Source organism: Ahniella affigens (assembly GCF_003015185.1).
In the GTDB taxonomy this organism is placed as follows: domain Bacteria; phylum Pseudomonadota; class Gammaproteobacteria; order Xanthomonadales; family Ahniellaceae; genus Ahniella; species Ahniella affigens.
Genome location: NZ_CP027860.1, coordinates 2,703,434 through 2,726,939, shown reverse-complemented (window position 1 = coordinate 2,726,939; position 23,506 = coordinate 2,703,434). Strand labels below are relative to the sequence as shown.

Genomic DNA, 23,506 nt, shown 5'->3' with positions numbered 1-23,506 from the left:
CGTTGAGCAACGCCCAGGACGGGCGATGTTCAACAACCTGATAACTGTTTCGAATCGGAGTGTCAGACTATGTCTAAGCAATTTCAAATACACGTTGTCCAAAGTTTGCTCGTTTCATGCTCGCTGGCCTTTGTAGTGGATGTCGCTGCAAGGACGTCCCCAGATGCTGACCTGTCATTGGCCAAATACTTGCCCCCGGCGCAGGTGCTCAACGCGAAAGACGGGTCAGCCGTGTTTTTCCTGAGCCCGGGCCAAGCCCATGAGTACTTGGTCGTTGATGTCCCAGCCAACCAATCCTCGTTAACGGTGACAGCGACCGGCCTCGGCGGCGACGTGGACTTGTACGTGTCACGAGTCGTGCCTAACGCTGCGGTGTCGCAGATTCCCAAAGCACCGGCGCGCGAACAGCAGCCGTTTGCGGCAGCGACTGCCGCTGCTTCAGAAGTTCTCGTGTTGGATCGCAGTGCCTTGACGGCAGGTCAGTACCACATCACACCGGTCAATCGAGGTGCAATGTCGTCGTCGGTAACCATCCAGGTCCGCGGCACCGAAGCGGCTACCATCAATCAGCCAATCACCAACGGGTACTACAATCCATCGCGCGATGGGCATGGTGTGTACCTTGCGACGACGCCCACGGTGTGGGCATTGGCCTGGTACACGTTCGATGCCGCTGGCGATCCCGTTTGGTACACCGGCGAAAGCGCAGCAGCTCGGCCAAGTGACGGCACCTGGACAACGTCGCTCGTCAAGACGACTGCGAGTGGCGCGACGCTGGCACGGCAGGTAGTTGGGCAGGCCATCCTGACTTTTGATGGCAGCGGCGGTTTTCGATATTCCTGGTCACTCAACGGCGTGTCTGGAAGCGAGCCGCTGACACCGGTCGGCACGCCGCGATGCGCTTCGGGCGTTTGGTCGACGGGTGGCGTCTGGATTCCCTCAGCGGAAGCGGGTTGGGGCAGTTCGCTGCTCAATTTTGCCGGCGAGACTGAGGCTGAGATTGTGTACGCGTTCGATTCGAGCGGTGAGCCGCGATGGGCCATCGGACAAGCCTTGTTCGGCATCAACCTGTTCAAAGAGACCTACCAGATTTCGGGCTTTTGTCCGTCTTGTGCTGCGGTGCCGACGTCCCGGGTTTCGATCGGGTCAACCACCCGATATCTGAATGGCATGGATGAGGCCAAATTCAGCTCCAGCTTTCAGTGGACCGGCAACTTGAGCGGACAATGGCATCGCAACCAAGTCCAATGGGTCAAGCTCACGCCACGACTGGCTTGTCCGTAACACCGCCCTAATCCTACTTGGGGGCGCGCATGCGGGGCCGGCGGGATAACCTGCCGGCACCCGGTCAGCGCGGGCTGGAATCAGCAGGGTGTCGATTTCGGTGGGGTGGCGGTGAGCGGCTCGATCTCCCGTGGTGCAATCGCTTGGATCCAATGTCCGGCAAGCAACTTTCGACGGATTGCATCGCTGCGTCGCTCCGCTACGATTCTGGGTACATCCGGGAGTTGCCATGACTGATCGCCGTGCCAAGGGCCTTGCCCTGATTCTGTCTGTGTTCGCCATGCCTGTCATGGCACAAGCGACGCTGCCCATTCTGGCAACCCGCGGCATACAAGGGGACAGCACCGGAATGTCGACGGTGACGGGTCCGCGGCAGTCCGTCTCAGCGGATGGGCGCTATGTTGTCATGGAAACGCAGGCGCTGAACTTGGCGGCAGGCGTCATGGATCGCAACATGACCACGGACGTATACCTGCTGGATCGCAATACGCAGACTGCCCAACTGGTGAGCCGGAAACTGGATCAGCCGGGCGTTACCGCGTCGGGGCAGTCTTTTGGCAACACCATGACGCCGGATGGTCGCTGGGTGCTGTTTAGGTCGTCAGCGCCCGATGTGGTGCCAGGCGTCACCGATGGCAATGGAACCGCCGATGTATTTTTGTTTGATCGCACAACGGGAAGCTCTGTGCTGGTGTCGCGTTCGCATGATGCGGCCAACCAAGCCGCGAACGGTGCCTCGTTTGGCACGGGTATCAGCGATGACGGTCGCTACGTGCTCTTCGAGTCGACCGCGACCAACATCGCGCCTGTGAGTGACTTCAACAATACCAATGATCTATTTCTGTTCGACCGAGTCACGGCCGGCGTGACGTTGATTACGACCTACTCAACGTTTCCAGGCTCTGCCGCGCCGGGGCAGGTCCAGAGTAGTCGACTGAGCAGTGATGGGACCACGGTGCTGTTTGTCACGACTGCGACGGCTACCGATCTGATAACCGGCGCAACCGATGGCAATGGAAGCGCCGACCTGTTCCTGTGGTCGCAAACGACTGGGTTGTCGACACTCGTGTCGCGATCCGAGGCTGCGGCCAATGCCGTGGCGAATGGTGCGGTGCTCTCCGCGGTGCTGTCGGCAGACGGCAACTGGGTGGGCTACAGCACGATGGCCACTAATGTTGTGACGGGCGTGACCGACACAAACGCGACCACTGATGTCTATCGCTGGTCGCGGGGCAGTGGTAGCACGGAACTGGTGTCAGCCACGGCAAGTAGCGCCAACATCGCTGCCAACGGCGGGTCCACCGTGTTACATATCAGCGGGGATGGCAACTGGACATCGTATACATCGCAGGCCACCGACGTTGTGAGTGGCCAAGTGGATACTAACAATACTGCCGACCTGTTTGTGCGGGATCAGAGCGGTGGAATCAACCGTCTCGTTTCGCGTGCGGGTGATGTGGCGACGAACACGCCCAATCTGACGAGTTCACTGATCGACGTGAGCAACGACGGACGCTACACCCTGTTTTTCAGCCAGTCCGCGCAGATTGGCGCCGGCATCACGGATGGCAACGGCTTGGGTTCAGACGTCTTTGTGTTCGACCGAGTCACCGAGGCAACCCGGTTGGTGTCGCATCAAGCCAGCAACGCGCTGGCAACACCCACCGACAACCCAAGCTCGTTCGCAGGTGCCATCACTGATGATGGCCGCTTCGTTGCGTTCTACTCCAATTCAGTGCAGCTCGTCAGCAATACCGTCGACTACAACAAGCAGAACGATGCGTTTCTGAAAGACTTTCAGTCGGGTGCCTTGACGCTGTTATCGCGGAGTGCAGCCAGTGCGATCAATACACTCAATGGCGACACCGAGTTTACCGGCTTGAGCGATGATGGCCGCTGGCTGCTTTACCGCACGATTGCGAACAACGTGACCGGCAGTGTCGATAGTGGCAACGGAATCGACTTCTTTCTGTTCGATCGCGACACGCGCGCGACGCGATTGGTCAGCCGACGCCTAGGCAGTGCCAGCGAGACCAGCAACAACAGCGGCGCCGGCGCGATTTCTGGAAACGGACGCTTCGTGGCCTACGGCACCGCATCGGCCGAGGTGCTTGCCGGGGTGACCGACACGAATGCCGCATTCGATGTGTTTCTGTTTGACCGAGAAACCAATACCACGCAACTCGCCACCACCGCGGCCGGTCAGAGCATGACTTCGGCGAACAGCCACGCCACAGCCTGCGCGCTGAGTGCCGACGGCAACAAATTGTTGTATCACAGCCTTTCGACCAATGTGGTGGCAGGCGTGACGGATTCCAACAACCAGGAAGACGTATTCGTCTTTGATCGGTCAACTGGCAATACGCAACTTGTTTCGCGTGCGGCAGGCAATGCGTCGCTCACGGCCAACGACGAGTCATTTTGCCAGGCGATCAGCGCCGATGGTCGCTGGGTTGTGTTTTCGTCCAAGTCGACGGATCTCGTCGCTGGCATCAATGATGCCAACTTTGGTGCGGATCTGTTCTTGTTTGACACGCAATCCGGCAATACGAGTTTGGTGTCTCGTGCCGGGTCGGGGACCGACACTGGGTCTGGCAGTTTCACCTTCACCAGCATGGATGCAACCGGCGAATCGATCGTCTTTGCCTCCAACGCCGATGACTTGATCAGCGGTGGTGTTGATTCCAATTTTCAGAGCGACGTGTTTCTGTATCGTCGCTCCAGCAACGCCGTGAGCCTCGTGAGTCATGCCGCGGGTTCGCCGCTCAACGCCGCAAATAGTGGGTCGACGCTGGGTCTGGTATCGGCCGATGGTCGCTTCGTTGGCTTCAGTTCGACTGGGTCGAATCTGGATGGCGCCATTACGGATGCGAACGGCTTGTTCGATGCCATCCTGTTCGATACGCAAACGGGCCTCAACATACTGATTTCGGTCTCGCAATCGAATCCTGCGCAAGCGGGAAACGGCGCCTCCAATGTGACCGCGATCAACGCCGACGGTTCGGTGCTTGGTGTGACCAGTCAGGCCACCAATTTGGCGCAGAGCCAGGATTCGAACGGTGGGTCGGATGCATTTCAGTACCTGAGTGGTTCCCGCATCATGAAGCTCGCTTCCCGGCGCGCCGGCACCAGCAACCAGCAGGCACCGTTCAGTGGTACGTCGTTCCTGCAAAAGCTGAGCGCGGACGGCAGTACTTCGGCCATCTATAGCTTAAGCGCCGAGTTGTCGAACGAGATTCAGGACGGCAATTCGCTCCGCGACTATTATCTGAGTACGGACACCTTTTTCTTGTTTGCCGACGGGCTGGAGTAGCGTGGTAACCCTTGCATGCTGGATTTTCGGTTGATGGCACCGGCTATTGGCGGTTTGGCTATCTTGGTTCGAATTTGATCCGAAAGATGAGTTCGGCGTTGGTCTCGAATGCGCCGAGGCCGCAAATTCGAGCTTTCCGGTGCCCGCGCAATCGGTTGGGCTGGTGCCGGCGCGTCAATCGGTCGGCAAACACGTCGGTGCTCGCGCTGAATCTGAGGCAATGTGACAACTGCCATGCGTGAATAGCCTGTGCGTCACTTGTTCCGCGCCGGCCGAGGTCCCAGGATTGGCGTCGTTCTGAGCCCACCCGCCACCTTTGTCACCACCATCGTCATCACCTGAACCTCGGGGAGAGGAGTACGCCATGAGTCATCTGATCAATATTTTTGTTGAGCCGGGCAAGGTTTTTGCTGAGCTGAAAGAGAAGCCGACGTTCCTGCTGCCCTTGTTGTTGATGATGGCCCTTACTGCGGCGATGACCTTGCTTTATTTCAACAAGGTCGATGGCGAATGGCTCACGAACCACCAGCTCACGATGAGTGGATCTGAGATGTCGGCAGCTGAAATTGAACAAGCGAAGAAGGTGATGCCTTCGGCCAAGGTCATGGGCATCGTAGGCGCGATTTTCGCACCGATTTTCATTGTGATCGTGACACTGGTCATGGGGCTCTATTACCTGGCAGCGGGCAAAATCACCGGTACGGCGGTGTCGTTCAAACAGGCGCTGAGTCTGGTGACCTGGTCGGGTGTACCGGCCTTGCTGAGCCTTGTGGTCGCCATTGTTGGAATCTTCATGATGGCGCCCCAATCGACGCTGGAGTCGCTGATGCTGACCAATGTCGACCCGCTGATTGTGCAGCTGCCCTACGATCACGCTTGGAGCAGCTTTGCCAAGAACTTCAATCTGCTGTCCCTGTGGAGTGTTGCCCTGGTCGCCATTGGCTGGCGCAATTGGGGCCGGACCGGCTGGGGCCAGGCCCTCACGGTCGCGCTGATTCCGACCTTAGTCATCTTTGGCGGCATGGCTGCCTGGGCCCTGATGAAGTCTTGAAACACCCCTTTCTGCAAGAGCGTTTCGCATGAATTCCAATAGAAAATGGCTTGTCCTGGTCGCCGTGTTGCTGGTGGTGGTCGTTCCGATCACCATCAAGAAGTTCCGCGGCGAAAAGGGCACTGAAGTCAAAGTGCTCACTGTCAGCCAACAAGACATTCGGCCGACCATCCTGGCTTCGGGCACGCTGGCGTATCGCACCGAAGTCAATCTGACTTCGGAGCTGATCGCCAAAGTCAAGTCGATTGCTGTCAAAGAGGGCGACGCAGTCGCCGAAGGCCAACTGTTGCTGTCGCTTGATCCAGAGACGTATCTCAATGGGATCGAGCGGGAAGAGGCGAGTCGCCGTCAGAGCCTGATTCGAATCGAACGCCAACGCGTGGCCCTGGCGCTGCGCGAAAAGCAGTTCGAGCGCAGCAACAAGCTGATTGCGGCGCGAATGATCGATCAGAGCCGCTTCGACGAAGACCGCAACCAGCTGGAGCTCGCAAGAGTGGAGCTGAAGAGCAGCGAGGAAGATCTGCGGCGGGCCGAAGCGGTGCTGAAGGAAGCGCGCGAGCAGTTGGAAAAGACGGACATTCTCGCCCCGATTACCGGCACGATCGTGGCGTTGCCCATCAAAGTTGGTGAAACGGCGATTCCGTCGACGATGGCACTTGCCGGTGCGCAACTTATGAAGATTGCCGACACGTCAGCGATCCAGGCTGAGCTTAAGGTGGACGAGGCAGACATCGCCAATATTGCAATCGGGCAACAAGCCGACGTCTATGCGGCCGCTTACCCCGATCGCGCGATCAAGGGTCGGGTCGAGCAAATTGCGCTGGCGCCTACCGTCGAGCTGCAAGGGCGGGCTTACAAAGTCACGGTGTTGTTGGAGCCGCCAGCCGATGTTCAGCTGCGCTCGGGGATGAGTGCCCGCACCGACATTTTCCTGAGTGATGGCAGCAAGCGACTGGCGGTTCCGGTCGAGGCCGTCGTGAGCGAGTCCGGTGAAAACAACGCGGTCACCCAATACGTTTGGGTGTGGCGTGACAGTCTGGCCGAGAAGGTCCTGATCAAAACGGGGATCTCGGACGATCGCTGGGATGAGGTGACTGAGGGCTTGAAAGCGGGCGACCGCATCATTACCGGTCCGGCCAAAGCGCTCAGAGTGCTGAAGCAGGGTGAGCGCCTGAGCGAAATGAGCGATGACGCCAAGCCGGCTGCCAGCAGCGATGACGACGAAGGCGACGCGGAATGATCGAGCTTTCCCGAATCGTCAAACGCTACAAAATGGGCGAGGAGGAGATCCTGGCCTTGGATGGGGTCGATCTGCAGGTGGATCGCAACGAGTATGTTGCGTTGACGGGGCCCTCAGGGTCTGGAAAGTCGACGCTGATGAATCTGATCGGCTGCCTGGATACCCCTTCAGAAGGGCGCTATGTCCTCAACGGACGCGATACGTCCACGATGAACGACAATGAGCTCGCTCAGGTCCGTAATCAGGAAATTGGCTTCGTGTTTCAGAGCTTTCATTTGCTGCCCCGAATGACCGTCTTGCAGAATGTCATGCAGCCGCTGGTGTATCGCGGCACGCCGCGCGCCGAACGCGAGCAGCGCGCGATTCGCGCGCTGCAGCAGGTTGGCTTGGGCGACCGGCTCGGCCACCGACCGAATCAATTGTCGGGTGGCCAGCGTCAGCGTGTCGCCGTGGCCCGTGCGTTGGTGGGCAATCCCTCGATTCTGTTGGCCGATGAACCCACCGGGAATCTGGATTCAAAAACGTCAGCCGAGATCATGGCGCTGTTCGATGCGTTGCACCGACAAGGGCAGACAGTCGTCGTGGTGACGCACGAGCCTGACATTGCGGCGCATTGCCTGCGCACGATTCGGGTTAGCGACGGGAAGATCGTTCAGGACACACGGCGCACCCCAACGATTGAGGCGACAGCATGAACGTGTTCCTCGAAGCATTGCGGGCAGCACTGACCAGCCTGATGGCGCACCGGTTGCGCAGTTTCCTGACGACACTTGGTATTTTGATTGGGACCGCGTCGGTCATTGCGGTGGTGTCGCTGGTGCAAGGTTTTTCTGAGTCGATTAAGGCGCAGTTTGCTGACATTGGCGGTGGCACGCTGACCTTGCGTGCTGAGAACAACAACGAGAACTTCCGCACTGGCAAGATCAACAACATTCGGTTCAAGGATGTGGAGGCACTGCGTCACCGCGTGCCGGGCGTAGGTGCGGTCGCGCCAATGATGCAAGTTCAGGCGACCGGTGCAAGTTATAAGGGCCGCACCGCCACGCCCGATGTGTTTGCGACGACGGCCGAGTTCCAAGTCGTGCGGGCGCGTTATCCGGAGTTCGGGCGATTCATTGTCGAAAGCGACGATCGCGGGCATCGCCGGGTCGCTGTCATTGGCACACAGCTTCGTGACGACCTGAAAATGCCGGACAACCCGGTCGGCGAGTTTCTTACCGTGGGTGGGGAGTGGTTCAAGGTCGTTGGCATGATGGAGAAACGCGGTGAGATCCTGGGCTTCAGCCAGGACAACTACGTGATCATTCCGTTCGATGTCGGCCGCGCCATGATGGGCCACACGCAAGAGCCCTTCATGTCTGTGTCTTTCACCGTGCCAAAGCTGGAAGAAGTGGAAACGGTTCGTGAGCGCGTAAAGCGTGCCATTCGGCAGTCGCGCGATCTGAAACCGGGTCAGGACAACGATTTCAAGGTTGAGGCAGCCGATTCGGTCGTCAAGCAGTTTGGCCAGATCACGACGATGGCGACTGCCGTTCTCGGTGGCATCGTGAGCATCTCGCTGCTGGTGGGCGGAATTGGCATCATGAACATCATGTTGGTGTCAGTCACCGAACGCACCCGCGAGATCGGGATTCTGAAGGCGCTCGGCGCAACCCGGCGCGACATCTTGATCCAGTTCCTGCTCGAAGCCGGGTTACTGGCGCTCTTGGGTGGCGTGATTGGAATTGTGCTCGGCTTTGTGATTGGACAAGGGGTCGCGGCACTGATTCCGAACTTCCCACCGGCATCGGTGCCGTTGTGGGTCGTGATCGCGGCCGCTGGATTCTCGGCGCTCGTTGGGGTGGTGTTTGGCATCATGCCGGCATCGAAGGCAGCTTCGCTGGATCCGATTGAATCGCTGCGATACGAATGATACGAAGCCGACAGGGCGTGGCGGAATGGTCGTGCCGGTCGGTCTTGTAATGCGGGTCTGAGTCCGGGGGATGTTCAGACCCAAGTCGAGACCAGCACAAAAGGTCCTCGGGTCGACATGATCCCAAGAGTGATCGATTCGCGCCTGTGCTATATCTGCCGCCAGCTACCAGCGTCGCGTTCCGTCTATTTCTCGAATGTATTCTTCGCACTTCGAGCTATGTGCGGAACGCGGCACGACGTAGCCGTTCACACTACCAATTCATTTTGTTGCTGCCTGCTAATCTCTTGGACTGTTTCAGGCATCACTATTCAACAAAGGAGGGTCTGAATAAGTCCATCCTGGACTTTCAGACCCGCAATGAGTCCGGCGCGTGTCCGGACTCATTGCTCCAGAATCAAGCACTTGCGTGCTCGATTCTGGGCGGGCCCTCCCTGGCCCGCATCGCCTCTGAACTTATTCAGAGGCTCCCAAGCAATGTTGGACAGAATTTGGTCGAGGTGCGTGATGGTTAGTTGGGCGGCAAGGTAGGGGCTCATGGAACAAGAAGACCGTCAGGCAGTGCCGGCATCCAAGCCCCAGAAGCTTGAATCGTCGCCCGCCGTTGCCAGTGCTTACGCGCGTCTGCGGGAGCATCTTGATTTGCTGGTCGCCATTTGTGCATTGTTGACGTCGGTGACATCGATCTGGCTGTCGATCGCCCAGGGTGACGACATGGCGCGGTTGGTCCAGGCACAATCTTGGCCACATATTGGTTTTAGCACCGGTAACGCCGAGTGGAATGCGGCGGCCGCGCGGTGGGATGATCGGCTGGTGCTGGCTATCGAGAACGATGGGGTGGGGCCCGCCCAAATCCGATCAGTCAAGATGCGATTCGATGACTTGCCTATCGAAAATAGCGATGCGCTGCTGGCAGCGTGCTGCGGCTATGAGGCCTCGATGCGCCTTGGCACCAGAGAGCAGCCGCTGGTTACGTCAACGAGCGCAGGTTCGGTCATGCGGGCTGGTCAGAAAATTGAGCTCCTGAACTGGCAGCGACCAGTCCCGGTCAATCAAGCTGAACTAACTGGGCAAGTCGAGGCTGCCGCGAAGGTGTGGCAGGCTCTGGATGCGACCCGTGGCCGAATCCAACTGGAGGTCTGTTACTGCTCGGTATTTGACGAGTGTTGGACCTTGCGGTCCAGTGCCGATACGGTGCCTACCGCAACATGTCCGCATGATCGCGAGGCGTTCTATCAGCAGTAATGCCAGGATGCTGGCACATTGACCCGATCACAGGCCGGTTCAGTAACGCTCGTTGAATGTGGGGTTGGTTCAGTCGCGATTCGCACTGTCTGTCCAACACGCGTGGTCCATCGTATACGTGCCTCACCTATTGGTCGGCTATAGCACTCGCCGGTTACGCCCGCCCCAATTGATCGCGTTGCCACCGGCCGGTCGCGCTCAGGTGGGGCCTGGACCACTTGCAGCTTGTCGAGCGTCACCCCAAAACAAAAGGCCGACAGCGGTCTGCTGACGGCCTTTCTGGTTCAACACACCTATCGGCAGGCGTTGCTTAACGCGAGCGCTTCACCATTGCCAAGAATCCGGCCAGCACGGTTATCGCGGCAAGCAGTGCCAGCGACCATTGGCTGTTTGACGGAACCGAACGCGACACACCGGCAGCGGCGTTCAAGAACACGTTAGCCGATGGGCATGTGATGGAATTCGAAAAGCTGCCTTCGTCGCCCAGTTCGAAGCCGGTGCTGACGAAGTAGTACGTGCGGTTTCCGGTCAAGGCCAAGCCCATGATATCGGAGGTGCCGATCCCGCCATTGCCATCGTCATCGCCCGCGACGAAATTGACGGTCTGGTTCAAGGGGTCAAAGGCATCCTGATAGACGAAGATGTAGCCATCAAACCCTGCCTGGACGGAGCTGATGTCGCAGGTGTCATTGGCGGACAGCGAAAATGGCTGGACGGTATATCGAACTGGTCCGAGGCCCGAGCAACACGTGCCGTCGGCAAACGGCCGCGGCCATTCTGGTCCCCCGGTGTTGTCCGTAACGTAACTGGCGGAATTGCCGCCTCGCACGACTGTCGGCGGTGTGACGCGCTCTTGTGCCTTCAGAGCGACTTCGTCGATCACTGTGGCCTGAGCCAATGTGGACGCCAGTAACAAACTAGCAAAGAGAATCCTGTTTAGCATGTGCGGCCTCGTGGAAGGTAGATGGTTTGATGACAGCGTAACACAAGCTTGGCTCCAACTAGCTTGACACCAGGTTCAATCGGGGCTCGGTGGGTAGCTGGGTGCCAGCCGAGTATTACCGGCTGGCCCCGGCAAACCCAGCGTTTTGGCCGATGGCTTGCCCAATCGTCGAACAAGAAGCGACCGGTCTCGATGTCGATCAGGTTTGGTGCGGCAAGGGCGCGATGGTGCGGATGATGACGGTGAATCCAATCAGCATGCGGAAACAGCCGTTCATCGCCTGCTGGGCCTAGTCAGATTCGATCACGCGGTGGCGATACGATCAAACCAATTCAAAGAACGGCAATTTCATGAGCGATCACCGTGCTTCGTAAAAGTAGTCGACGCCAAGTCCCCAAAATGCGCCGACGCGGATCTTGGCTTTGGTGCCAGGACTCGGGTTACTCCATGGCTTCACGTGGACCGTGATACTGCCGGCATTACTCTGTCCCAGATCGCAGTTCGCAGGCGCAGAGGCCGTAACTGGCGTTGAATCAGCCGCTGATATGGTGACCAGGAAACCCTCCGCGCTCAAATTGATGCCGGTGGCGAGCCGGGTCGATTTGCCTGCCTCGCATTGTGCGTTCAGCGTGATCGAGAATCCTTCGGGACCAATGCTTGCAGGCGGACTGGCCCAGTTCAGGGTGCCGGTGTATTTGTGGTCGCCCTCATGGTCGCCGAAAACGATGGTGCCATCGGCAACGGTCTTCCAGGTGCCGTAGATGGCGTCAGGCTTGACGTCCACCATTTGGTACACCGATCGTGCCGGGTCTGGCGTAACTGGGATGGCGGGATCGCTTCGAGTGGTGTCGAACGCGACATTTGCCTCCGCGACGCAGCGATCCGCCGCTGCTTCGGCGAGACTGATAAGTGTCACGGATTCGTCCACGCCATCGGCCCGCGCCAAAATCGCGAGCCTGAGCGCTGCGGGGCTTTGCGTCGGTACCGGGCAAAGTTTCTCGGCGCGAGCCGTCTGGATGGGCAGGTCATCGAGTTCAGGGGTGATGAGCTTTTGCAGGCGGCCGGGCAGGGCACCATCCGAACCCTTGGACCAGGTGTCGGCCATGTCACGGCGACAGGCTGCGATATCGCTGACCATACGGGTGACCTCATCTTCCAACGCCAGCACCTGCGCACGCAAAGGACTGCCGCGATGCGGCGCCAAGATCGGTTTGATTCGTGCTGCCTGATCCTGGGCGAATCGCTCCAGGTTGATTCCGGACGCGAGTTGTTGCGCCATGCGACCCTTGGCTTCACCGAGTCGTTGCTGCAAGGGTGCCAGGCCCGATGGCAGCGTGGCGGCCTGCGCCAACCATGTCGCCAACTGGGCACGGGCCTGACCGTCATCACCGATGTCTGCACCATCGGCGCGGCGCGCGCTGTCGGTCAGTGTCTGCGCCGCGGCGCGTCCTTCTGCAGCTGCTTGCTTGACGCGTGCACCACGAGCGATCAAGGCATCGAGCTGCGCACGCGCTGTTTCACGGTCAGCGAGCACCTCTTGGCTTTCACGGAGTCGGCAGGTGTTCTGCATCTCACTTTCAGTGTCGGTGACCGCCCGAGCGAGTTGGTCGAAGGCCGTGATACTCGGTGCGTCCAGCGCCCGCAGCACAGACAGCGCTGCGGCGTCGGCGGCGCAGCCCTGGAAATTCTTTAAGGAGATATTCACGGCCTGCGCTTCTGAGTCGAGCTCGGCCCCGAGTTGCTGGGTCCGGGCCATGTCGGCGAGAGCGGCGTCAAACGCCGTGCAATTGCCGAGCACGCCGCTGTGCGCCCGCTTGATCCGATCGGCGATGTCGGCAGATTCCAGAATGGCGGCGCGCGCCTTCGCTTCGAGTTCGGCCAGTTGCGCATCGCCGAGTACACCAGCGATAAGATTGTTCAGGACGTCCGTACTGGCTCGGTTGAAGCGTCCGCCAACGGCGTCCATGCGTACCTGCACAGCCGTCAGGTCCCCCAGGAGTTTTTTCTCCGCATTCTGCTTGCGTTCCTCGATTCGATCGGCGAGCCATTGGCTGGCGAACGTGAAGTCGCCATGCCGATAGTCTTCGGCCATCTGTCGATAGAGGCGCTCCTCGTCGATCCCGTTTTCGCGAGCGAAGTCATCAATGCCGCGAAAGCCGAATGCACCAAAGCTGCGCTCGCTGCACAGCTTGTAATCATCATATGCCTGATCCGCTGCGCCCAGCGATTCGCCATTCGGGCTGATGCGTTGATACGTCTGCACGTACAAATCCAGACACGGTTTGGTTGCCTTGCGATTCAGTACTTCGCGGCCCCAGGTGAGCAACTCGACTTCGGATTCCAGCAGGCCCACATAGGTTGCGCCGGTACCACTTGCGATCGGGTCCAGTACCCAATCGATGGATGCGGCAACGGCGCTCTTCGATGCTGTTTTCAATTTCTTCGTGCCCAGGTCGCGCAGACCGAGAATCAGCTGGCCCCAGTCTCCGCGCAGAAAATGTTGCGCCAGTGGTCGGATGTCGTCGATGTTTTCGATCAGTGCCAGAAACGCCAGCTTTGTGTCGTCGTAGCCGTAAGCGTCCAGAGCGTCCGAGACGACCTGCTTGAATGCCGCGGTACCTGCCTCAGCGATCGTCGCTTTGACCTTGCCGTATTCGCCGCCGCTGATGTCCCCAGCAAGTTCCGAGTACTTCTTGGCGTTTCTGAGGCCAGTCGTCAACAGCATGCGGCCGTACTGCTGCGCGTATCGTCGCTGCCACGATGCTTCGGGTTTCTCCAGTTCGTCCAGCAAATCACGAAGCTGTTTGGTCTCGGCACGATGGCGGCGCCGTGGCTGGCCGTTGCGAATGCCTTCCAGCACGCGCTCGGCTTCGGTCGGACCATACAGCCGGCGTACCAGCGACCTCATCTCGTCACTCGTGCGGGTGCCATCCTGCTGATTGATCCGATCCAGTTCTCGCAACAACTCGATCTGCACGAGATTCTGTTCGCGCTCTTTCTTCGCTTCTTCCGGGGTCTCGTCGATGTACTTGGCGACCTGCTCGGCGAACGCCGTTGCCACTTGCTCCTGCTGCTCGGCGGTCAGCAATGCCCAGGCACTGCCTTCCACTGCCAATGCCATTGGCGCCGTCAGCAACAACACCACCGACAGCGCGGTTGTTCGCAGTAGGCAGGAGCCGCGGACCACACGCCAGGAATGCATCCCGCGCCACCAATGATGTCGCAACGTGATCATGGTCCACGCTCCTCGATCGAAAGAGTGCCTTCCGTACGGTAGATGGCGTTCGTGCTGTAGCCGCCACACGTCTGTGCGGGATCGCCAGTACATGGGTAGTCACAGTGATCGGACTCGCCGTACTTTCCATACTCATTGCCGCAGAGGCAACTTTCGCCGTACTGGAGACCTGCAAAGGCGTAGCCGAGCTCGCGACACTTCTGAATACAGGTCTGCGGCGTGTTCGTGGCCGAACGTTCCAGGAATCCATTCAATTCCAATGCACTGGTGTCGTTGAAACAACCGACATAGGCGTTCTCAACGCCAGATATCAGTACGTCTCTGGCTGCCTCGGGTTCCCGCTTGATGGGCGGCGGCACGCCGGTCCGATTCGACGCTTCACCAGCACTCGGAAGGACCCCGCGTTTGGATCCTGAAGGCTTCGGCGTCGCAATGCGCGCTGATTCGGGCGTCATGGGTTGTGCCGCGCGCCGGACCAGTCGAACATCAAGGCGCTCGTTCGGCAATTGGTCGGACTCGTAGTCGATCTCCGCCGTGTCATGGTCTGGCAGCGCCACGACAATTGCCCACTGCCAGCCATCGGTACTGAGTGCTTCGACACGCTCGCCAACCCGGATTGGTGCCAGTTGATCCGGATCGGCCAGATCGACGGCAGCGGGCGATTGCCGGACGGTCCGGGTCGGATCGCCCGTCCCCATTTTGACGTAGAAGAGGGCGCTTGCCGCGATCACGACCACTGCGGCCGCCAACAGACAAACGATGGCGCAACCAATGAGCCATGGCCTTCTCATGACGCCCTCCCGATCCTGCCTGCTGCAGCCGAGGTTACTACCGCTCGATGCGGCGCGGCAAACGATGATGAGCGTCGCCGTTAATCACGACGCAATCGACACCGGCAAGTCAATGCGCAACGTTGACGTGACTCTCGCTTGTCGGCGCTGCGCTCAAAGCGTTCGTTCTGGTGATATCGCCAACGGTCCGAGTTACGAGTCGGCGGCAGTGGCAACACTCTGGCGAGCCGAGCCTCTGCAGTTGCGCCAAATCCCGGATGGCTTCGACTGACGTACAGTGCGGCGGCCATCGAGTGTGAAGCTAAGACTCAGACCAAAAAAAACGGCGCCCGAAGGCGCCGTTTTGCCAGTCAATCAATGGCGCGAATTACATCCAACGCGTTCCGCGAAAAGCAACTGCGGCTCCCACTATCGTCAGAACCAAGAGCAGCAGCGCCCAGCGGTCCAGTGTCGGTACGGGAACCTGCTGACCAAGCACCAGGAAGCCGGTGCCGTCCGTGCCGCCAGGCAGGCCTGGATCATCGGTGGTCGCGCTGGATTCGTTCGAGCCGTTGCCATCGCCATCAAAGAACACTGTGCCTTGGTTGACGATCTGGCCGGTGGCGTTGCCGTCGATCAAGGCATTGATGGTGATGGTCACGCTGGCAGAGGCTGCGATGCTGCCATTCCAGTGCACGACGTTGGCCGCTGTCGTTGCAGTTCCCGAAGTGCTCGATGCCGACACCAACGTCAGGCCGGCAGGCAGGGTGTCGGTGAACTCGTCAGTCGCGTTGTCGGCTTGAACACCAGAGCCTGCATTGGTCACGACGATGGTGTACGTCACGGGCGATCCTGGGATGAATGTGCCGCTCACGGTCTTGGTGGCATTCAGTACTGCACCCGCTGGTGCCGTGATCGTGTCCGTATCCGTAGCCGAATTGTTGGCGGGATTCGGATCGGTCACGCTGCCGGGGGCCGCCACCGTCGCGGTATTCGTCAACGTGCCGGTTGCGTTGGCAGCCAGCGCGCAAACGGCCGTGTAAGTCACGCTGCCACCGCTCGGCAGATCGACACTGTCGCTGAGATTGCCTGAACCAGACGCGGTACACGTGCCGCCACCCGCGCCGGTACACGTCCAAGTGCAAGTCAGCGACGCCGGGAACGTATCTGCAACCGTCGCGCCAGTCACCGAGCTTGGGCCGGCGTTCGAAGCGACGATCGTGTACGTCGTGTTACCGCCTGCCGTGACATTCGTGACACCGTCGGTCTTGGTGATCGACAGATCAGCGCTGGCGCCGATGGTGTCGGTGTCCGTGGCCGAATTGTTGCCGGGCGTCGGGTCGGTAAAGCCAGCTGGTGCGGCAATGGTGGCCGTATTGCTGAGCGATCCGGTCGCGGCGGCCGAGATCGAGCAGGTGGCGCTGTACGTGACGCTACCGCCACTCGGCAGATTGACCGTGTCGTTGATATTGCCGGAACCCGAGGCCGTGCACGTGCCGCCGCCCGCGCCAACGCAGGTCCAGGTGCACGTGAGCGACGCCGGGAACGTGTCGGCAACGGTCGCACCCGTTGCAGTACTTGGGCCACCATTGGTCGCGGTGATTGTGTAGATGGTCGAACCACCTGCCGTCACGGTCGTTACACCATCCGTCTTGGTGATCGACAAATCGCCGTTGCCGGCAATGGTGTCGGTGTCCGTCGCCGAATTGTTGCCCGGCGTCGGATCCGTCACGCCCGCCGGTGCGGCAACCGTCGCGGTATTCACCAGCGATCCCGTCGCAGCGGCCGAAATCGTGCACGAGGCCGTATAGGTGACGCTACCGCCGGTTGGCAGATTGACCGTGTCATTGAGGTTGCCGGAACCAGCAGCTGTACATGTGCCACCGCCCGCACCAACGCATGTCCAGGTGCACGTCAGCGAGGCCGGGAACGTATCGGCAACGGTCGCACCAGTCGCGCCACTTGGGCCGGCATTCGATGCCGTAATGGTGTACGTCGTCGAGCCGCCGGCGGTTACCGTGGCAACACCATCTGTCTTCGTGATCGCCAGATCCGCACTGGCGCCGAGCGCGTCAATGTCGGTCGCCGAGTTGTTGCCCGGTGTCGGATCAGTCGTGCCAGCAGGAGCCGCAACGGTTGCCGTATTGGTGAGCGATCCGGTCGCCGCGCCTGAAATCGTGCAAGCAGCCGTGTAGGTCACGCTGCCGCCACTTGGCAGGTTGACGGTGTCGCTGATGTTGCCCGATCCCGACGCCGTGCACGTGCCGCCACCCGCGCCGACGCAAGTCCAGGTACACGTCAACGTCGCCGGGAACGTGTCAGCCACAGTGGCACCCGTTGCGATGCTCGGGCCAGCATTTGAAGCGACGATGGTGTAGGTCGTCGAGCCGCCCGCGGTCACGGTGGTGACACCGTCCGTCTTGGTAATCGACAGGTCAGCACTGGCGCCCAACGTGTCGGTGTCGGTGGCTGAGTTGTTGCCGGGCACCGGGTCAGTCGCAACGCTGGTCACGGTGGCGGTGTTCGACAGCGTGCCCGTGGCCGACGGCGAGATGGTGCACGCCGCGGTATACGTGACCGAGCCGCCGCTTGGCAGATTCACACTGTTGCTGATGTTGCCCGAGCCCGACGCCGTGCACGTTCCGCCGCCAGCCCCGACGCAGGTCCAGGTACACGTCAGCGTGGCCGGGAACGTATCGGCGACCGTGCCGGCGGTGTTCGATGGTCCGGAATTCGCAGCCGTAATGGTGTAGGTCACGCTGCCGCCCGGAGTCGCTGTCGTCACACCATCGGTCTTGGTGATGCTGACGTCGGCTGATGGCGTCAACGTGTCGGTATCGGTGGCCGAGTTGTTGGCAGGGTTCGGATCCGTTGCCGCGCCCGTGACCGTCGCAGTGTTTGCCAAGATACCGGTTGCGGCTGCGGAAATCGCGCACGTGGCGGTATGCGTTACCGACCCGCCAGCCGGCAACGACACACTGTTGTTGATGTTGCCCGAGCCCGATGCCGTGCAGGTTCCGCCGCCAGCGCCAACGCACGTCCAGGTACACGTCAGCGAGGCCGGGAAGGTATCGGCCACGGTGGCGGCGGTATTCGACGGGCCAGGATTGGCCGCAACAATCGTGTAGGTCACGCTGCCGCCCGGGGTGGCCGTCGTGACGCCGTCGGTTTTGGTGATGCTGAGATCGGCCGACGCAGCGAGCGTGGTCGTATCCGTCGCGGAATTGTTACCGGGGTTCGGATCCGTTGCCGCCGCAGCGACCGTGGCGGTATTCGCCAACGTGCCGGTCGCCGCAGCCGAGATGGTGCACGACGCAGTGTAGGTGACCGATCCGCCTACTGGCAGCGTCACCGGGTCATTGATGTTGCCAGCGCCCGACGCCGTACACGTGCCACCGCCCGCGCCGACGCAAGTCCAACTGCACGTCAGTGATGCTGGGAACGTATCGGCCACCGTGCCGGTGGTGTTGGACGGGCCAGCATTCGACGCAGTGATCGTATACGTCGTGCTGCCGCCAGGAGTCGCCGTTGCCACGCCGTCTGTCTTGGTAATGGCGAGATCCGCTGTGGCGATGAGGGTGTCGCTATCCGTCGCTGAATTATTGGCGACGTTGGGGTCGGCTGCTGCGCCAGTCACGGTTGCCGTGTTGCTCAGCGTGCCACTTGCACCCGCTGAAATCGTGCAGGATGCCGTATACGTCACGGACCCGCCTGCAGGCAGATTCACCGGATCGTTGATGTTGCCTGAGCCCGAGGCCGTGCAAGTACCGCCGCCAGCGCCCACACACGTCCACGTACACGTCAACGAGGCTGGGAAGGTATCGGCCACGGTGCCACTGGAATTGGCTGGGCCGCCGTTCGATGCGGTGATCGTATAGGTCACGCTGCCGCCAGGGGTCGCCGTTGCGACACCGTCGGTCTTGGTGATCGCCAAGTCGGCTACTAACTCATCGGCACCCATGGCTGGCGTCGTGGCCGAGCGCGGTTGGTTGTCGATATCTGTGGTAACCGCCGCAATCGGCACACCAGCCGTTGCAAGCGGACTGGATGGCTGCAGATGCAAGTCTGTCCCGCTCACAAACGGCACGGCCCCGGTCGATGCTTGCGATGCATTGTCATTCGTGCCGGAACCAGACAGCGTGCTCGTGTATGCGGTCAGCGCGGGCAAGGTCGTAAAGAAGTTCGTACCTGCCGTCGTGCCGGCTTGGCCAACGCCCTGTCTCGCGGCGTCAGTGCCGAAGAAGTAGGCGTTGTTATTCCAGGTCAGATTCATCGCCGAGGTGCCGCCGGATGGCAGATACACCGGTACGTGGGCAATCGACGTGGTGCCGCCTGTGATGTTGTTCGCGAAAATGTTGTCGCGTACGTCCAGACCCGTCGAAGAGGTGTTGACCAGACCGAAGGCGGTCGTCAGCAACGATGCTGCGGCCGTGCCGGGCAGCGCACCCGACAGGTTCACAGAGTTGTGATAGACCCGGTGCCCCGTGCCAGCACTGATGCGAATGCCGAACACCCCGAACTGGGTTGAGAACGCCGCACCACCGGTCATGTTGAAGCTGACATTGCTGACGAAGTTGTTGCTGACCAGAACGTTATTGCCGCCACTGATATCGATGCCGTAGGCGGGGAAGGTGCCTATGCTGGTATTGATGATGCCTTGTACGTCGTTCTTTTCGATGGTCAGGTCAGACGAGGCACCAGACAAGGCAATGCCGCGGGCAAGGGAGCCAGTGGAGTTGCCATTGCTGGAAATGTCTGAAATTCGATTGCCGGAGACCACCAGATTGGAGCTCGCGGCGCTTGGCGTCAGGTTGATGCCGATTGCCCCGAACGCACCGGTGCCGGTATAGCCGATGCCGCTGACTGTATTGCCTGAGACCGTGCCGTTGATGGTGCCGGTTGCGAGCCAGATGCCAACGTCGTTCTCGTCATTGACCTTGTCGATGTTCGCAACAGTGTTCTGAGTCACTGTTGCGCCGTTGACACCTTGCATGTACAGGCCGACGTCGCGAATGGCGTCTGCACCCGTGGTGTTCAGGGTGTTCTCTGCGTAGGTCAAGTTGGCGCCACCCTGTGGCGTGGTGCCACCGGTTGCGAAGACCCCGACAAAGGCGCGCCGAATATCATTGTTGCGGACAACGATGTTGTTGAAGCGGCCCGCATTCCCCAAGGTCGTTCCATCGGAAATGACCACCGCGCTACTGGTATTCACACCATTGGTGATGATCGTGTTGCGCAACGTGCCGTCGGTGATCGGGGTCGTACCCACCGAGCCGAACAGCACGACTGATGGTGTGGTCACACTCGTGTTCGTGATGGTCAGGCTGCGATCCGTGCCAGCACCGCCAATGGAACCATCAACGGTCACGCGGTTTGCGCCATTGAACCGGATCAGTGCGCCGTTGAACGAGCCGGAAATGGCGCGTGCAGCGCCGCTTGGGCGGATGACGAACGTATAGTTCCCAGCGCCTTCTTCGGAAATTCGGTTGAGGGGGTGGGTGCCCGTTTCGGTCAGCAGGTCACTGACGATGTCGGCCGTGATGTTCCCGGTCGCAACGCCGTTGTTCAGCGCCTCAAACAATCCGCCCGGATTGGTCAGTGACGTGAAGGTCTGACCAGCGCCCACTGGGATGAGTCCCGAGAACGGGATTGCGATCAGGTAAGTGTTCGGCGCGGGCGGTGTCGTGACCGTGTTGACATCGGTCGCAACGGCGCCGGATGGGTTGGACACCAAATTGCCCATGACATCCTGGGCCACCACAAAATATCCGATCGTGTCCGCGGTGACCACGCCACCCACGGCGGCGTTGCCAATCACGCAGTTCCAGGTTCCGTTGGTGACGCTGCCTGATGCCAGGCTGCAAGCCTGCGACACATAGCTGCCAGCGTTCTTGCGATAGTAGATGCGCGGCGCGAGACCGCCGGTGGCAACGCCACTGACGTCGGTCATCGTGACGACGAGCGTGCGATCAGTGGTCTGGGACGTATTACCGAGCGTCGCATAGGTGATGGCCGGCGGCGCCAAGTCCACACCATTGTAGTTGCCTGCATCGGCACCAATGTCAACCGGCGTCAAGCCGCTGCGCGTCTGGCCATCGAAATCATCAACCACGCCCACATCCGCGCCATTGCCTTCTGCCGGCGTCGGATTGGTCGCGTGCAGGTGCAGATCAGGTGTCGCAGCTGTTGGCGCGGCGAAGACCGGGTCAAGCGCGATACTGGTGCCGTCCTGGCCTGTCGCAGTACGCCATGCGCTGATGTCGGCAACGTCGAGCGAATTGAAAAAGCCGAACACGGCACCGCTGCCATTCGCGAACAGGATGTTGCTGTTACTCGTCAACCCAGCAGGATTAGGGGCGGTTCCAGCAATCCGCAGAACGTAGTTCTTGCCCGTGGCGCCCGCATTGCTACGGGCATTGAAGAAGATGTTGTCGCGAACCGTACGCGTCACCGTGACCTGCGTGCTGCTAAAGGCGTACGAGGGCCCAACGCCAGCAGTGGGCGCGCCGCCGATGAAGACGCTGTTGTGAACGATATTGTTGGTACCCGCGGCTTCGAAGATGCCGTTAATGCCGCCCGTGGTCGAACCCGTGCCGATTGCATTTCCGGTTCCAGCACCGATGGCGATCATGTTATTGCGGTAGTTGGTCGTGCCGCCGGCTACCCGAATACCATTCACTTCGGCTGCCGTGCTGTTGGTGGCCACCGAAAGTCCAGAAATATGATTGCGCTCCACGACGTTTGCCGCAGCGCCGTTGAATTGAACCCCCGTCACTACCGATGCCGCCGTCGCATTCGTGTTGGTCAGGTTGGCGATGGTGTTCTGGCTCAGGGTCGAGTTTGGGGTCGCGCTGGTGATACTGATACCGATGACCGACGCGGTGGTCGTCGTGCCGGTGCCGATGTTGGTCGTCAGGTTGCGCACCGTATTGCCAGTCAGCACGGCGGGCGCATTACTGGTAAACATACCGAGTACCTGCGAGGCCGTCCCGGTTGCATTCAACTGAATCGAATTGGCGACGGTGCCGCCAACGGTGTTGCTGCTGGCGTTCCAGGTGACGGTTGTACCCGTGAACGCACGTATACCGATCAACAGGAAGGTGCCGGACGCGCCCAGGTTGGTGGCCGAAATGCCACCGACCGTGTTGTTGTTAGAGGTCCACGCATTCGAAGTGAAGTTGTGAATGCCATAAACATCGGTCGCCGTCGTGGTCGTCGTGGAAAACGTCAGGGACCCCGCTGCCGATTGGCTGCCGATGGTATTGCCATTCGAAACGAGGTTGCCCTCCTGCAAGAGGATGCCGGTGAACGGGCTGTTGGTCGTTGTGCCGGCGCCAGTGACTCCGGTCATACTGACACCCGCCACCGTGTTGTTATTCACGTTGGTCGTCGTGCCCGCGACGATGCCGTTGAACAAGATGCCCTGGAACTTGGCACCCGTGCCGGCGCCGGTCAGCGTGTAAGTGCCGGTTTGGGTGTTTGACGCAAAGCCGATGGTATTGCCTGTGATGGTAAAGCCCTGTGCGCCACTGGTTGCAGTAGTGGGGCGGATGTCTATGCCAATATGCAAAGCGCCCGTTGTCCACGTGCGAGTACCAGTCTGGAAGAGCCGGTTGTTCGTAATCGACCAGTTATTGCAGCCGCCGTTGGTGGCGATGCCGGAACTCGTAACCGCTGCACCAAAGTAGTCAAAGATGTTGTTGTTATTGATGACGATGCCGCTGTTGCCGATGGCAGTGGTCGTCGTCGAACCGTTGCCCAGAATACCCTTAGTGGGCAGATTCGCACCGGCTGGGCCAATGTTGTTGTTCGAGATCGTATTGTTGTCGTTACCGTTGGCGGTTACGGCGTCCGTACTGAAGAAAATGACCGCGCCGTTGGTCGCCACCGACATGGTGCCGGAGCCTTGAATATTCGAGTTCGTCACCACGTTGCTCGTTGCACCACCAATGAAGCGGATGGTGGACGTGCCCGTAGTGGCGGATACCGTGGTGTTGGCGATGGTCAACGAGTTGCCACCCGTATTCAGACCGTCAATGGTGACGTTGTCGGCACCGCTGAAGTCGATCAGGGGGCTGCCGGCGACGATGGCGCCCGAGATGGTGCGCGCCGCGCCGCCCGTGGGATTGATCAGGATGGAGGTATACACCGCCGCACCGGCACCACTGGCATTCAGAACGGCTGTTGCGGTTTCCGTAGTATTGCCGGAGATGCCGATGCCAATGACGCCCTGGTGCGTACCCGCGTTGATGGCATCGAACGCGCCTTTCAAGGTCGTGTAGCTTGCATTGGCGGTGCCGGCCGATGCCGTCACGTCAACCTGGGCGACCGCGCTCGCGGCTAAGCCCCACCAAAGTAGGAGCGTCAATGATAGCCGCCCAATGTGTGCCAGGCCTTGCATCCGAGGCGCCACGGCAGCGACGAGCGCCTTAGATCTACCAGAACAATAAGATTCGAACGAAAACATCGCGTTACCCCTTGAGAACGTCTCGCACCAATCTCGAATGCTACAG

11 protein-coding genes are annotated in these 23,506 nt (G+C 60.1%); 7 read left to right on the top strand and 4 right to left on the bottom strand.

Features of this window, described 5'->3' with window-relative positions; translation table 11 throughout:
- The first annotated feature begins 69 nt into the window (after window positions 1-69).
- The 7 genes from C7S18_RS10480 to C7S18_RS10445 all read left to right on the top strand — a co-directional run bounded on the left by C7S18_RS10480 (window position 70) and on the right by C7S18_RS10445 (window position 10,045).
- Window positions 70-1,284 carry a hypothetical protein gene (locus C7S18_RS10480; protein WP_146151867.1) on the top strand — a complete coding sequence of 405 codons (1,215 nt, stop codon included), beginning with the start codon at window positions 70-72 and terminating at the stop codon, window positions 1,282-1,284.
- A gap of 229 nt (window positions 1,285-1,513) precedes the next feature.
- The gene (locus C7S18_RS10475; protein WP_106891514.1) at window positions 1,514-4,597 is read left to right on the top strand and encodes a beta strand repeat-containing protein; all 3,084 of its coding nucleotides are present in this window, start codon (window positions 1,514-1,516) and stop codon (window positions 4,595-4,597) included.
- A gap of 364 nt (window positions 4,598-4,961) precedes the next feature.
- Window positions 4,962-5,648, top strand: a complete 687-nt coding sequence (locus C7S18_RS10465) for a YIP1 family protein (protein ID WP_106891512.1) — start codon at window positions 4,962-4,964, stop codon at window positions 5,646-5,648.
- Window positions 5,649-5,676: 28 nt separating this feature from the next.
- The gene (locus C7S18_RS10460) at window positions 5,677-6,888 is read left to right on the top strand and encodes an efflux RND transporter periplasmic adaptor subunit (protein WP_106891511.1); all 1,212 of its coding nucleotides are present in this window, start codon (window positions 5,677-5,679) and stop codon (window positions 6,886-6,888) included.
- Window positions 6,885-7,583, top strand: a complete 699-nt coding sequence (locus tag C7S18_RS10455) for an ABC transporter ATP-binding protein (protein WP_106891510.1) — start codon at window positions 6,885-6,887, stop codon at window positions 7,581-7,583. Before C7S18_RS10460 ends, C7S18_RS10455 begins: the two co-directional genes overlap by 4 nt.
- Complete coding sequence (locus tag C7S18_RS10450; protein ID WP_106891509.1) at window positions 7,580-8,800, top strand: ABC transporter permease; 1,221 nt, start codon at window positions 7,580-7,582, stop codon at window positions 8,798-8,800. Before C7S18_RS10455 ends, C7S18_RS10450 begins: the two co-directional genes overlap by 4 nt.
- Before the next feature lie 537 nt (window positions 8,801-9,337).
- A complete protein-coding gene (locus tag C7S18_RS10445; RefSeq protein WP_106891508.1) occupies window positions 9,338-10,045 on the top strand; it encodes a hypothetical protein in 708 nt (235 codons plus the stop codon).
- A gap of 310 nt (window positions 10,046-10,355) precedes the next feature.
- Here C7S18_RS10445 and C7S18_RS10440 read toward each other — a convergent pair whose 3' ends face one another.
- From C7S18_RS10440 to C7S18_RS10415, 4 genes are all read right to left on the bottom strand, one after another.
- The gene (locus tag C7S18_RS10440) at window positions 10,356-10,988 is read right to left on the bottom strand and encodes a hypothetical protein (protein ID WP_146151866.1); all 633 of its coding nucleotides are present in this window, start codon (window positions 10,986-10,988) and stop codon (window positions 10,356-10,358) included.
- A gap of 358 nt (window positions 10,989-11,346) precedes the next feature.
- Window positions 11,347-14,223 (bottom strand): coiled-coil domain-containing protein, encoded by a 2,877-nt coding sequence (locus tag C7S18_RS10430; protein ID WP_106891505.1) that lies wholly within the window; start codon window positions 14,221-14,223, stop codon window positions 11,347-11,349.
- The gene (locus C7S18_RS10425; RefSeq protein WP_106891504.1) at window positions 14,220-15,014 is read right to left on the bottom strand and encodes a WSC domain-containing protein; all 795 of its coding nucleotides are present in this window, start codon (window positions 15,012-15,014) and stop codon (window positions 14,220-14,222) included. Before C7S18_RS10425 ends, C7S18_RS10430 begins: the two co-directional genes overlap by 4 nt.
- A 367-nt stretch (window positions 15,015-15,381) precedes the next feature.
- On the bottom strand, window positions 15,382-23,361 hold the full coding sequence (locus C7S18_RS10415) for a beta strand repeat-containing protein (RefSeq protein WP_170113214.1): 7,980 nt from the start codon (window positions 23,359-23,361) through the stop codon (window positions 15,382-15,384).
- Window positions 23,362-23,506 lie beyond the last annotated feature (145 nt).